The sequence below is a fragment of the Peribacillus sp. FSL R5-0717 genome (assembly GCF_038002945.1).
GTDB lineage: Bacteria > Bacillota > Bacilli > Bacillales > DSM-1321 > Peribacillus > Peribacillus frigoritolerans.
The window spans coordinates 141,615-154,994 of the sequence record NZ_JBBOOF010000001.1 but is presented as its reverse complement, the minus strand read 5'-3'; the positions used below and the strand labels follow the sequence as shown (position 1 = coordinate 154,994).

At 36.3% G+C, this 13,380-nt stretch carries 10 protein-coding genes and 2 pseudogenes; 7 read left to right on the top strand and 5 right to left on the bottom strand.

What is annotated here, in order from left to right:
- Window positions 1-291: 291 nt before the first annotated feature.
- Window positions 292-561 carry a hypothetical protein gene (locus NYE65_RS00720; protein ID WP_340859535.1) on the top strand — a complete coding sequence of 90 codons (270 nt, stop codon included), beginning with the start codon at window positions 292-294 and terminating at the stop codon, window positions 559-561.
- Between the two features lie 286 nt (window positions 562-847).
- Window positions 848-1,357 (top strand): DinB family protein, encoded by a 510-nt coding sequence (locus tag NYE65_RS00715; protein ID WP_340859534.1) that lies wholly within the window; start codon window positions 848-850, stop codon window positions 1,355-1,357.
- A gap of 377 nt (window positions 1,358-1,734) precedes the next feature.
- On the opposite strand, the gene NYE65_RS00710 is transcribed toward NYE65_RS00715, so the two are convergent.
- From NYE65_RS00710 to NYE65_RS00700, 3 genes are read right to left on the bottom strand one after another with little or no spacing between them, the layout of a single operon-like run.
- Window positions 1,735-2,862 carry a Ger(x)C family spore germination protein gene (locus NYE65_RS00710; RefSeq protein ID WP_340859533.1) on the bottom strand — a complete coding sequence of 376 codons (1,128 nt, stop codon included), beginning with the start codon at window positions 2,860-2,862 and terminating at the stop codon, window positions 1,735-1,737.
- On the bottom strand, window positions 2,859-3,962 hold the full coding sequence (locus NYE65_RS00705; RefSeq protein ID WP_340859532.1) for a GerAB/ArcD/ProY family transporter: 1,104 nt from the start codon (window positions 3,960-3,962) through the stop codon (window positions 2,859-2,861). Before NYE65_RS00705 ends, NYE65_RS00710 begins: the two co-directional genes overlap by 4 nt.
- Window positions 3,943-5,484, bottom strand: a complete 1,542-nt coding sequence (locus tag NYE65_RS00700; RefSeq protein ID WP_340859531.1) for a spore germination protein — start codon at window positions 5,482-5,484, stop codon at window positions 3,943-3,945. The genes NYE65_RS00705 and NYE65_RS00700 overlap by 20 nt, the downstream gene beginning before the upstream one ends.
- Before the next feature lie 856 nt (window positions 5,485-6,340).
- Between NYE65_RS00700 and NYE65_RS00695 the strand changes: the two genes are divergently transcribed.
- From NYE65_RS00695 to NYE65_RS00685, 4 genes and pseudogenes are all read left to right on the top strand, one after another.
- Window positions 6,341-6,622: a VOC family protein gene (locus NYE65_RS00695; RefSeq protein ID WP_340862069.1), complete on the top strand. Its 282-nt coding sequence runs from the start codon at window positions 6,341-6,343 to the stop codon at window positions 6,620-6,622.
- Window positions 6,623-7,032: 410 nt separating this feature from the next.
- Window positions 7,033-8,130 (top strand): L-dopachrome tautomerase-related protein, encoded by a 1,098-nt coding sequence (locus NYE65_RS00690; protein ID WP_340859530.1) that lies wholly within the window; start codon window positions 7,033-7,035, stop codon window positions 8,128-8,130.
- Window positions 8,131-8,346: 216 nt separating this feature from the next.
- Window positions 8,347-8,442, top strand: a complete 96-nt coding sequence (locus NYE65_RS27150) for a VOC family protein (protein WP_445670389.1) — start codon at window positions 8,347-8,349, stop codon at window positions 8,440-8,442.
- Window positions 8,411-8,608, top strand: a pseudogene (locus tag NYE65_RS00685) (flotillin family protein); the annotation flags it as partial. The gene NYE65_RS27150 and the pseudogene NYE65_RS00685, both read left to right, overlap by 32 nt.
- Window positions 8,609-9,024: 416 nt before the next feature.
- On the opposite strand, the gene NYE65_RS00680 reads toward NYE65_RS00685, so the two are convergent.
- Entirely contained in the window at window positions 9,025-10,413 is a 1,389-nt protein-coding gene (locus NYE65_RS00680; RefSeq protein WP_034307391.1) for a M28 family peptidase, read from the bottom strand.
- Between the two features lie 247 nt (window positions 10,414-10,660).
- Between NYE65_RS00680 and NYE65_RS00675 the strand changes: the two are divergent.
- Window positions 10,661-11,124, top strand: a pseudogene (locus tag NYE65_RS00675) (flotillin domain-containing protein); the annotation flags it as partial.
- Window positions 11,125-11,699: 575 nt separating this feature from the next.
- Here NYE65_RS00675 and NYE65_RS00670 read toward each other — a convergent pair.
- Complete coding sequence (locus NYE65_RS00670) at window positions 11,700-13,124, bottom strand: YfcC family protein (protein WP_412762708.1); 1,425 nt, start codon at window positions 13,122-13,124, stop codon at window positions 11,700-11,702.
- Between the last annotated feature and the right edge of the window lie 256 nt (window positions 13,125-13,380).

Here is a 13,380-nt window from a genome sequence, read left to right as displayed (position 1 = left end):
CACCTACAGGAATAAGTTTTCATTAATTGGTATGAATGCGATTCTTGAAGAAGTTTCGCTTTATAGAACTAACGGTGCTTTACTTCCATAAGGAGTTACCTCAGCAGATCTTTTTCTTATGAGCTAAAGGGGCCCAATTCTCCAAGAATACCAGCAAGTGTAATCGTGCTAATTCCTTTAATTGTTGCTTCGGCAGCCCTTTTCTTATGGATCTAAGGACAAGATACTCAAATGAAAAATACATATTTACTATATTTTGGTAAAATAGATTGAAGGAAAGGGTAGGGAATCATGAAAAAATATTTAGGGATTATTTCGTTTACTTTTATTATCTTGGTTATATGTTTCTTTGCTGCGAATATAACACGAGTAATTGATCCTGGAGTAGCAACTTTTCGTATATTAATGATTTTTGGAATCATTATATCTTTCTCTTTTTCTTTTCTTAGTGAGAAAGGACTTTGGAGAAAATTTGCTTTAGGTCTTAGTATATTCGTTGGTTTAGTTTACTTTATAGCCATCGAATTAATGAGAATAGTTTTCCAGGGTAATGGATTTTAAACTGTATATTCAACAAACAAGTGCGTTAGCTAAAGATCGGAGCTGTCTTTAAGGCATTTTTTTCTTATGGGACTAAAGGGGCTGATAAGTGGAATAAAAAGTGAATTAATCCATTATTATCTGTATTATGTTAACTGCATAAATCAGTTGTACAGAGATAATAAAGTTGTTTAATTTGCAATTATTTTGCGGTAATGAAATTAAATATCAAATAAAGGAAATATCTTCTTGACAGTCGAATATTAGCCTAGAACCATAATTAACTATTCCGATAAGGAGGATTCTTGTGCGTCCACGCCCATTATCTATTGAAAATCCAGAGTATGATAGGTATGTTAGTCTTGTGCCAGATGGAGATATTGAAGAAATACTTAGTAAGCAACGAACTAAGACCATTAACTTCTTGAGCAGCATATCAGAGGAGTCAGCAAGGAAGGCGTATGCACCAGGGAAATGGACTTTAAAAGAAGTGATTGGGCATTTAGCCGACGTGGAACGTGTGATGTCGTATCGAATGCTTGCCATTGCACGAAATGAAAGTGCACCACTCCCAGCAATGGATCAGGATCAATACGTTTCTGCGGCAAACTTCAACAAATTATCCTGGGAGCAGCTACTAGCTGGTTTAGACACGGTACGCTCCAACACGTTAAGTCTTATTTTAACCATTGATGATACAGCGTGGGATCGTTATGGAACTGTAATGAACAGCCCAGTTTCGATAGGTACCTTTGCATATGGCATTGTCGGGCACGAGTTACACCATATGAAAGTGATTAGTGATAAATACTTATAAGTCTTTTTCTATTAATGAAAAAACCTAATTTCTCATTTAATGCTGAGAAATTAGGTTTTTTAATATTGAAACTTCCTTAACGTTGTAAATCCGCATTTTCCTGACTCTACCCCTTAATGAACTAAAGGGGCAATTTAGTTGAACAATCGTCATTAGCCTGGTTCAACATATTGGCTATTTAATGGAGTAAGAGGTTGGATATAACTTCACTTTTTTATGTAGCTAACATTGTTCTAAAGTAGCCGAAAACGTTGATTTACCAGCGATGTATAAAATCCTACATAAAAAAGTTCCTTTTACTCCTTGACTCCAAAATTCAACCTATATCACGACTTAATTAGTTATATGCTGTTAATTATTCTTTCTATATTATTGATTTATTTAACAATACCATGTTGGACAATCTCTACATCTACCTTTGATTTGAATTTAACATCTTTAAAATAGTTTGTCTTATCTTTTTCTTTCCAGGTATCATGATGAAAAGCGATCAGTCTTCTTCCAATACCAAACGCATCACAGTTGGCTTCTTGTAGTTTCTTAATTACTTCTTCAGCATTATTAGTAAAGGTATTTGATAATTTATTGTTTAGTTGATCAACTTTATTAGGTACATTTCCTATAGGATATTCTTCTACTATTACTTTTAAATGTAAGTTTAAATTTACAAAAACTTCTCCTCTGTCATTCACAGAAACATTTAACTTCCGTTTAATATGATCGACATTCAGAGAAATAAAATTATTCATGTTTAATTCTTTATTTCCATTTACATATTTTGTGAAACGCGCATATTTACTTTTCTTATTATTTAGTAAAAGAAAAAGAGTGGATTCTTCTTGGGATAGAGTTCCTGATAATTTCCTTTCATCAAATAATGCTACACCTGCCACATCTATAGTAGTACCATTACGACCTATCTTTAATAAGGGAAGGACAATATCTTCACCTGGATCAAGTAACTCTGAAGCCAGAGTCTGGATGCTTTCTTCAGGAATGATTGTATTTGTTTCAGTACTTCGGATTAGATATAAGATGTTTTGACTAATGTTTGATTCTACTCTAGGTTGAATACTGAGTGTATCAAATGCTTTTCCTTTTACAACTGCTAATTTAGCACTTAAGGAACTTCGGGGATCGCGCCAAATTACATCTAAAGAAGGATAAATGTCACCTTTTGCAAATTGTTCACCGAATAATACAAGTTTATTTTTCGAAGAATCTAAATTACCGGGTATCTCTGTATTTAATTTCATGCGTCCTTCTCTTGGAGTATTTGCCACTGTAGATAAATTTTCACTATTAATAGCTTCAGTTTCTTGTCCTGAATCCGTTGGGTTTCTATATATATTTGGTATTGCAAATCCTAATGAAAATTCCCCTTCATCAGTCTGATCAAAAGTTATAGTTTGTATTAAAGTGGCATCTTTCATTAAATTTTGATCCCAGCATCCTGTTGTTAACAATAAACATATACTAATCATAAATAACCTTTTGATTTTCATACATTATAATCTCCATGTCTTTTATTAGGAAGGAAAAATGAAAGCAAAAATAAACATAATGGTATGACCACAATAAAGCTAAAATGTGCAGGTTCCATAAGCTTATTAAATTTTTCAAGGTCAGTTTCATGGTCGGGAAGAAGAGCAATAATAAAAATAATCCCGGCAGTGTATGGGAGAAATGCAGCATGATTGGCACGTTCAAATAGGTATTTAAGGCCCTGTGAAGAAAGAAAAAGCCAGGTAGCAATAGATGTAGCAACAGATATGATCCAGATAGATAAGAAAAATAAATCGATTCGTTCGATGATTTGAAAGGAATAGGCTTTGATCATATACAATAAAGGCTGTGGAGTAAGATATAGATCTTCCCTAGTTTCGAAAAAGACCAGACTAGCAAACACCAGATATGTATAAAATAGAGTTACGAAAAGATGGGCAGATGAAATCGCAATTAGTTTACGGGTATTAGATGCTTTTACAAAAGGGTAGAGAAAAAGCATAAACTCAAACCCTAACATCGAAAATGTTGCTTCTTTAGATCCCTTTATCATATTTGATATGCCGGATTGACCAATTGGCAATAGATATAGAAAATTAGCATCTTTTAGCGAATATGTAATTAGACCAAATAGAATAATTAACATTGGAGTAACGAGTACATAAAAACGAGCCATGCTTCGTAAATTATCTTTCACAAGATATACGCAAACCCCTAACATTAATAAAATTAATATCCAGTTTGGCGTCCTTTGTAAAATCCATATATCGATGATTTGACTAAAACGGGATAAAACTAAACTGCCTGTAACAACAAAGTACAGGATGTAACATAAAATGATGGCCTTTCCTAGCCTTTTCCCTAGTACATGAGGGATGATTTCATAAATTGTTAAAGATGGAAATCTTCTGCAAAGCCCCCATAAGACCAAAATAATGGCTTGTACGATTAGGCCTGCAATTAAAGTAGATATCCACCCATCATTCTTAGAAATTAACGAGACATCATGAGGTAATGATAATATTCCAACTCCGATTTGAGATTGAATGATCATAAAAAAAAGCTGTGTTTTTGAAATACTACTTTCTTTTGTTATCATTGGATTTCCATCCCCTTGAAAGTTTTTGTTGTTTAATGTGTTTAGGATGTGAATCTAAAGGTCGTGTATTCAATTTCCAAATTGGAAGACGCAAAAAAGTATCCTTGATGTCTTTTATTTTAAGTGGAGCAAGTGGAGCAAAGTAGGGTGTACCAAATGACTCTAACTTGCATAAATGAGCTAAAAGCACAATAAAACCAAAGACTATTCCAACGAATCCAAACGAGGCAGCCAGAAACATAAACGGAAAACGTAACAATCGAACAGCGTCGCTCATTCCGTGTGATGGAACACAAAAAGAAGAAATAGCAGTTAAGGCAACAACGACAATCATTGTAGTCGAGATAAGCCCTGCTTGAACGATGGCGTCCCCAATAACAAGGCCTCCAACTATCCCAATTGTTTGGCCAATTCTTGAGGGAAGACGTATTCCAGCTTCGCGAATCAACTCAATGGTTAATTCCATAAGTAATGCTTCGATTAATGGAGGAAAAGGAATTTTATTAATTGAACTTCCGACAGGGTTTACAAGTTCGTCAGGCAGCACTTCAAAGTGAAATGCAATAACAGCAATATAAAAAGCTGGCAATAGAATCGAGATCAAAAAACTTGCATGTCGAATTGAACGGATAAACGTACCAATCATCCATCGAGAATTATAATCGTCAGGTGATTGATAAAAAGCAAAAAATGTAACCGGCAAAAGTAAAGCAGTTGGGTTTCCATCCATGAAGACAGCAACTCTGCCTTCATTTAAATGTCCAATTACACGATCTACTCTTTCTGTATTTAATAATTGAGGAAAAGGTGATATTGTAGAATCTTCTATTAATTCCTCCAAGAATCCAATATTTAAAACGTTATCCATCGAAATGGAATTTAATCTGCGTTCAAATTCATAGATTACTTCTTCATTTGCAAGATTATTTAAATACACAAGTGCTATTTTTGATTTAACTTGTATTCCAACTCGGAAATATTTCATGCGTAAATTAGGACTTTTCATTGTTTTTCTAAGTAAATGAAGGTTCGTCAAAAGGTTTTCAATAAATCCATCATGAGAACCCTGAACAATCTTTTCGTTTTCTGGTTCTGTAACAGTACGGTCCTTAGACATAGAGACATCAACCATAAAAAGCTTTTCATAACCATCTAAACTCAAAATACAAGAGCCTTTTAAAAGTGCATCCTCGACCTGATTGAAAACTGTTGAAGCTTGAAAATTAGTATTAAGCATATTTTGAATTGTTTCTGAATTCGATAGTAAACAAGGTTTCAAAGCGTCTCTTTGTATTTTTTCCTTATCTACCATAGTTTCGAGATAAATAAGTGCACCTTGTACTGTTTCCGTTTTGAATTCCTTTACAACTAAATCTTCTGTGTTAGAAAAGATTTGTTTTATTGTGGAGATATTTTCATTAACTTTAGAGAAAACTTCTTTAGAGGGTTGAGGTATTTGCTTTGGAGGAAGATAGTCATTATTTACCTTGTTATATTTTAATAAATGTTTGATGAACTTCATTAAAGTTAAGCTCCTATATTTATTTATAGGATATTTTCTCCAATAATTATTAATGTATGTACCAAATAATAATATTGAATGGAATTTGATACGATTCCTTGCCTAAACCTTATTGTTTAATTAAGCAGCACGGACAGTCTTGTTATTGAATTAAATAAAGGCTAGCCTTGCAACGAATGATATAGTTGCTGGGTTTGCGTAAAATAATTCTTAAAACCTCATAATAATATTAAAATTTATAAGAAGTAAGTAAAGGCGCTTTAATTGTAGAAGCACAGAAATAATTAATAAAAGAATTCAATTTAATAGCAGGTGTTAAAAGCTAAGTATCAACCTAAACGAAAGTTGACACTTAGCTTTTATTTATCCTTTAATACATTTATGTAGAATTATGTGATTAAATAATCAAGGAACATTATTTCATTTAAAGGGCGCGATTTCTGAAGATAGTCATCGCCCTTTGCATATTTAAGAATTGGGCAGTTTAGTGGAAGCTTAACATCAAGCGTTGACCGATCTTACGATTCGGGTGGTATTTCATTATGGGTCTTTTTTTTGTTGATCGACTCCTTATTTAGCTAACAGGTGCGTTAGCTGAATAACGAAGCTGTCTCTAAGGCAGCTTTTTCTTATGGAACTAACGGGGCAGGATCGTTCTACAAGCACAGTGTTTTCGAACTATGATGAACTTCTAAAGGAATTTTTTGAAACTTGTTGAATTTCTTTAGGTAAGGTTCAATGAAAGGTGGAAAACAATGAAAATACCCAGTTCTCCTATCAATAGTAAAATAAACAATGTTTTTATCCATGTTAAAGATTTAAGAAATCGGTTGAATGGTATTGCAATCTCCTTGGCATCTCGCGAAATAATGATTCTGTAGAATCACCTGTTTACAATATTCCTGTAACAAGTGAAACTGGATTAACTTTAGATGACCATACGTTTGATCCTAATTTCATATTTAAGCCATCCAATAATGTCTTATTTAATTTCTACGTAAAAGATATAGACGAAGCTTACCAATTTATCAAGAGTAATAACATAGCCATTGTTAAAGAAATAGAGCGTATTGGAAATTTTGCTTATTTTAACTTTCAAGACCCAGATGGTAATGTACTTATGATTTGTAATGGTTAATGTTCTTAGAGAGTAGCCGGCTCACTACTCCCTTTACTTAAGTTTTTTTCGCTCTTCCTTTTAACTTCACAGTTTGTGTCAACTCTACAATAAGGCAGGTTGCTGAAGCTGCCTTTTCTTATGGCAGGAGACAGATTTATTTTCTAACCAGGCTGCTGGACGGGAGCAAATCAAAATAGTTTTTATGTTAGTTCTAAAATTGACTGCAAACGTAAATTTAGATGCTCTCATTCCCCGTCTTTGAAGAGCCAGTGGAAGCTTGAATCACTTTATCGAAACTCCCATGTTTCTCCTGGACTAATAAACCCACAGCATCCATCACGATAGAAAAATTTATCAAGAACCAGGCACTACAAAAAATTTTCATCATATATAGGTGATATCCGTTCGGATTTGATGAGGAGGATATCATGCAACCTATGTTACCTATGGAAAGATATTTTGGGCAGTTTGAACTGGTGCATGCTTTTTATGGGGCTATGCCTACAGGTGTCAGCGTTTCCGAAACCGGTCGTATTTTTGTATGCTTTCCGAAATGGGGAGACGACGTTCAATTTACTGTGGCAGAAATTGTTGAGGGTGAATTGCAGCCTTATCCCAGTGTAGAAACCAATTTAGTTAATACTGGGAATATTACGATGTCTTTCGTCAGTGTCCAAAGTATCGTTGCTGATGGAAGAGGAACACTTTGGGTACTAGATACAGGGGCACCAAATTTTTCTGAACCTATTCAAAGGGGAGCAAAATTAGTTGCTGTTGATTTAAGCACGAATACAATAAGGAGAGTATATACCTTTACAGATGAGGTTGTCTTGCCAACAACTTATCTGAATGATGTCCGTTTGGATTTTCGGGTTGGAAGAGCAGGCTATGCATATATAACGGATTCTTCTTCCAGAGGGCCAGGGGCTATTATCGTCGTAGATTTAGAAAATGGGAACGCGTTTAGACGGTTAAATGGGGCAATATCAACTTCACCTGATCCCTATTTTTTACCGAAAGTAGAAGGTGAAATTTTGATGAATCGAAACCCGGACGGCTCGACTTTCCCATTTAGATTGGCTTCCGATAGTTTAGCGATTTCTCCTGATGGAAAGGTTTTATTTTATGCACCGCTAACCAGCCGTCAGCTGTTCTCGATCTCAACAGAAGCCCTAAGAGACAGAAGGATACAGGACCTGAATTTATCCCAATATGTGCAGTATTTTGGGGAAAAAGGTGCGTCTGATGGAATGATCACCAGCGCAAAAGGAATCGTTTATGCGGGAGACTATGAAAACAATAGTATCCGGAAGATATTGCCGAATGGCGCAATGGAAACCATCGCACATGACCCGAGAATTTTATGGCCGGATACTTTTTCGATTGGCCCCGATCAATACTTATATGTCATTGTGAATCAATTACATCGGCAGGCGAGATTTCATTATGGAAGAGACCTCCGGGAAAAACCATATAGTTTACTTCGTATGAGAATTGATGAATTCCCCGCTCCTACCTTTTCATAGTAATCGTAAACGAAGGTAGCTATCCCCCACCAGGGAGCTGCCTTTTTTGTCAGATATACCTGCAACTGTCCTGTAATAAAGAGGTGACTTAACTCAAATTGAAAAGCCTGCTTCATCTGAGACTTTAAAATATAAATAAAGCACCATAGGCATGAAGCTACATAAGTATCAACTTACGGTAAGAGGAAAAGTTTTGAACAAAACTAGGAGGTAATCATGGGAAGATTAGTTCACCTCGAAATTCATGTGGATGACATGGAACGGGCAAAGAAATTTTACAAAAGCGGAAGCGGAACGCGGGCGTCTTGCTAAAGCGGACGCCCAAAGGGCACAAGGTACCACAGAAGCGGAAATCATCAGGTTAAAAGGGGTAGCAGAAGCTAAGCAGAAAATAGCTGAAGCATTTGAACAGTTCGGGCAAGCCAACGTAATGGACATGATTTTGAAAATGCTGCCGGTATATGCAAAACAAGTGGCTTTGATCTTTGGTTCATTCACAGTTAGAACATGGCTATGTTACTTGCGACTTAGAAAGCGTTATGATTTAATTTGTAACCTAAAATTCCCAAAAACAGCCCACACTTTAAAGTTTGTGCTGTTTTTGGATTTCTATCTATTGATTGATGAAATTATTCCTGTGAAGTAGTATTGGAGAGGTACACTGATAATATGGAATATTTACAGTGGGAATGATATTGGAGTTGGATAAGCATGTATGTTTTATTACATATTTCATATAGGATTTTCACTAGACTTAGAGCTTAGTAATGGTGAAAAAATTAAGCACAAGGCGCTGGCCGATAAAAAGAGGAGAGCATCTGTAAACTACACAGATGCCCTCCTGATTTTCTCCAAGATCCATTATTAATCTCGTAATTCTGTACAATGAAGTATTTAATCTACCGGACGGTCATCAAAATCATAGTCTACCGTACCAGGAGCTACACGTGCATTTGTTAATGCCGGAGTTTCCGGACGGGCAATTTGATACACACTGGCACCGACAATTTCAGCTGCTTGCTGCAATTTTTCTTTCGATATCTTATCCAGAGTATCTGTAGGCTGGTGATACCAAGGCTCTACAGGGGAATGGATAAACAAGGCGGATGGAATGCCAAGCTCATGGAATGGTTGGTGGTCACTCCTGCCCAGCTGTCCATAAGGAATCGCAACATCCATCGTTCTGGCCCCTGCTGAGGAACCCAGGTCCGTCACAAGGTTTTTCATTCCATCAATGGTATACATAATCAAACCACCTGCAGGATTATCCTCGCCAGCATCACGTCCGCCTATCATATCCATTTGGAAGTGAGCCACCATGCGGTCTACATCCTCTTTGGGAAGGGAATCAGCATAGAAGGATGATCCAACGAGCCCTCTTTCCTCAGATCCGAACGTGAGGAAGCGAATTTCAGTGTCAATTGGGGTTTTGGCCAGGATCCTTGCCAGTTCCAGCACAGCCGATACACCAGAAGCATCATCGTTTGCACCAGGGCCGCCCGGGACAGAATCATGATGGGCTCCCACAGTCACGATTTGACCATTATCCTTATTGGCTTTTGGTTTTAGGGAAGCGATGACATTGTAGGATGTCTTTTCGATTCTTTCAGCTTTTCCCACTTCCAGAGTGGACGTGATTTGTTTAGTTTTAAGCTGTTCGACCAACTCTAACCCTTGGGCTTGGGTAATGGCTACAGCAGGTATATTTTGCCCCGCTGATACTTGTCCGAAATTATTTCCTGATGGTGAGTTGTTGTACATTAAAACGCCAACCGCTCCTTTATTTAGGACATTCTGAACCTTTTCAACAAAGGTAATGTCCCCACGTTCAACTAGTGCAATTTTCCCAGATACATTTTCTCCAACTTCCTCTGGCTTTGCTTTTCCAACATTAACAAGTTCGGCCGTTACCTTTCCGCTGATACTGCCGCTAAGGGCACGCGGTGTTCCTCCTAAATCACTGTCACCAATTTTCACTTTTACATTTTGCACCGTATCATAGATGGGAAAAGGCTGAACCTTTGTTTCGAAACCAAGACTCTTAAACTGACTTTCTATGTATTTGACTGCACGGAGCTCCCCTTCTGTACCAGCAGCTCTCGGTTGCTCTGATAGATAGGCAATCGTATTATACATATTGTCCGCACTAATTTTTTTGATAACTTTGTTATCAAAAGCTGTGTCAGACTGGGCATTTATTGCTCCGCTAGTTTGTGCAAATACTGTACCGGTTGATAGAACCATACCCGCAGCTAATAGTACTGTTAGTGATTTTCTATACATATAATCCCTCCTTATTCATAATCTTCCTAATTATGTATTTAACTGAATAGTTTGTAAATGAGTCATTAGTCTTTAAATTCCGAACATCAATCGGTTTCTGACACCCGCTCTCCCTTAAGATTATGCGCAAAGAAAAAGCGATCCTTCTTAATGAAGAATCGCATCATGTATTGAAGCCGTCAATATATTGTATTGTAAAAAATGATCAAACATTCAAATCTATCAACTTCATTTTAACCTAACTTTTGAAAAGCAATATGATTCCGAAGTGAAGAAAAAGGCCGATGCCGACCGTTATGCGGTAGAGCAGGCAGCCTCCGCCAACAAGATGAAACAGATTAAAGAAGCGGATGCCAATAAGTATAAAATTGAAGCCGTGGCAAAAGCGGAAGCGGAACGCGTTCGCATTGAGGGGCTTGCTAAAGCGGACGCCCAAAGGGCACAAGGTAAGACAGAAGCGAAAATCATCATGTTAAAAGGGGTAGCAGAAGCAGAAGCCAGGCGGAAGATAGCGGAAGCAATTGAACAGTTCGGGCAAGCCGCCTAATGGACATGATTTTGAAAATGCTGCCGGAATATGCAAAACAAGTGGCAAGCCCGCTTAGTAATATAGACAAGATCACTGTAGTGGACACAGGCGGAAGCGGAGCGAATGGCGGGGCTAATAAAGTGACTGGGTATGTAACGGATTTAATGGCATCCTTGCAGGAGTAATTAAAAGCATCTTCGGGAATTGATTTCAAAGACTTGCTTGAGAATTTCTCGGGAAAATGAAATTTACCATTCACCACCATCAGCAGGAGAATGTCGAAGCGAGCATGAATATGGCAGCAAGCAAGGAAGTGCAACGGTTAAGAATAAAATGAAGAAAGGGAAGAACACAAAGATACTCTTACCTTTTTTTGAATAGCTCTAGTTTAAAAAGCAGGATTGGTTTATCTGACCTTTATACTTAATTTATTAAAATAAGTGATATATCAAAAGTTGCAGATAAGGGTAAACAACGTTTAGATCCAATAACTAAGATGATTTATTTAGAGTTGGATAAAGAAAAAAAAGGATACATAATGAAAATAAAAATTTGAGGATATTTAACAGTAGATGTAACTTATGAAACGGTTGAAAATTGATTTAAAACATTACTAGAGGTAGATAAAAGTTAACTATTATTAATCTATACGAATTGTATCTAAACAGTAAGCTCAATCTTTATTTGGATCAAGCTGATAACTTTGATAATTCCTACTATTATATATAATAGTAGGAATTAATTGAACTTAGGTGTGTTAAAATGGCCCGTACTTAATCAAATGAGCTATAATAACAGCTATAATTCCTATTCCATATTGTATTAGAATCAGTGGCCAGACCCATTTTGCCCAACGTATCCAAGGAATCCCTGCAAGGGTTATAGCCGCCATGAAATACCCTGATGTTGGAAAAATAATATTCCCAATTCCATCCGCTATGGAAAAAGAAAGTACAGTTGTCTGCCTAGTAACCCCAATTATATCTGCCAATGGTCCCATAATTGGCATAGTTAAAGCAGCTTGTCCACTTCCAGATGGAACTACAAAGTGAATAAGAGCTTGGAGTATAAACATTCCTACAGCACTAAACACTGAAGGAACATGTTGAAGGACAGAGGAAGTATGATGTAAAATCGTATCGATGATATGTCCTTGTTCAAGAACGATTAATATTGCTCTAGATACTCCAATAACTAAGGCTCCTGTAATTAACCCCGCTGAACCTTTCATAAATGAATGAACGATTTGATCTGCTGAAAGTCTGCCGACAAAACCTATGAGAATTGCTAGTATAATAAAGAGAGCTGCAATTTCTGTAATATACCAGTGAAATTTGATTACACCAAATGCTAAAAAAATGAAATTAAGTAAAAAACAAAAGAGAACCCATTTATGTCTTCTTTCAAAAATAACAGGGGAGTTCAGTATTTGCTCTAAGTTTATATCCTGATAATCCCCAAAATACCCAAGAGTACGGTCTTTTTTGACTTTCATGGCATGTCTGTAAACAAATCCAACCCCTACTACATACATCACAATAAACAATAAAATCCGAAATGTGATTCCAGAGAAAAGTGGAAGGCCAGCAATTCCTTGGGCAATGCCAACGGTAAAAGGGTTCATGACTGCCGTTGTAAAACCAATCGAAGCTCCTATTAAAACGATGGCTGTTCCAGTAAATACATCAAATCCTAAAGCGATGGCAAGTGGAATAAGAATTGGAATATAGGCTAGGGTTTCTTCAGCCATTCCCATAAGAGATCCTCCCAATGCAAAGAATAACATCATAACGGGAATTAACCATTTCTCCTTGTTAGCGAACTTTCTTGACATAACTACCATTAAAGTCTCGATTGTACCGGTAGCTGTTAGGACACCGAATGTACCTCCAATAATAAAAACAAAAAAGATGATATCGGCTGCTTCCACCATTCCGGTGTGTATGGCTTTGAAAAAACTAAAGAATTGAACGGGTGATTGATCTATTCTGGTAAAGGATCCTGCATCTACTATTTCACGTCTGTTTTGTTCAACCCTTTCATACTCTCCTGCCGGAATAATGTGGGTTAGTATAGTGGCAACCAATAGTACAAATAGCAGCAAAACAAATACATTGATTGTTTTGCTGCTATTTGTTTTTTCACTCTTCACCTCTTCTATTTTCTGTTGTAATTGAACCAAGTTATTTCCTCCCTCTCTTTAAATTCATCACATTACTTTTGTTTCATCTGTTATTAAAATATTAAAATTATTCTGTTTATTTAACAAATTGAAAAATCCTATAGTTACAATTTGATAAATTAATAGTATTGTTTTTTTCGTTTTATAAATGAAACAGTAAATTTATTGATTTCCATAAAGTTCTTATTTCAATGAAAGCTGTTTACTAACTATAAGAAACTTCAATTACAACCATAAAACCTTTTAATTAGTTGTA

What these genes read in the sequence shown, in the direction of transcription:
- NYE65_RS00720 (WP_340859535.1), top strand. Translation starts at nt 292, where the DNA reads ATGAAAAAATATTTAGGGATTATTTCGTTTACTTTTATTATCTTGGTT.
- NYE65_RS00710 (WP_340859533.1), bottom strand. Translation starts at nt 2,862, where the DNA reads ATGAAAATCAAAAGGTTATTTATGATTAGTATATGTTTATTGTTAACA.
- NYE65_RS00705 (WP_340859532.1), bottom strand. Translation starts at nt 3,962, where the DNA reads ATGATAACAAAAGAAAGTAGTATTTCAAAAACACAGCTTTTTTTTATG.
- NYE65_RS00700 (WP_340859531.1), bottom strand. Translation starts at nt 5,484, where the DNA reads ATGAAGTTCATCAAACATTTATTAAAATATAACAAGGTAAATAATGAC.
- NYE65_RS00690 (WP_340859530.1), top strand. Translation starts at nt 7,033, where the DNA reads ATGCAACCTATGTTACCTATGGAAAGATATTTTGGGCAGTTTGAACTG.
- NYE65_RS27150 (WP_445670389.1), top strand. Translation starts at nt 8,347, where the DNA reads ATGGGAAGATTAGTTCACCTCGAAATTCATGTGGATGACATGGAACGG.
- NYE65_RS00680 (WP_034307391.1), bottom strand. Translation starts at nt 10,413, where the DNA reads ATGTATAGAAAATCACTAACAGTACTATTAGCTGCGGGTATGGTTCTA.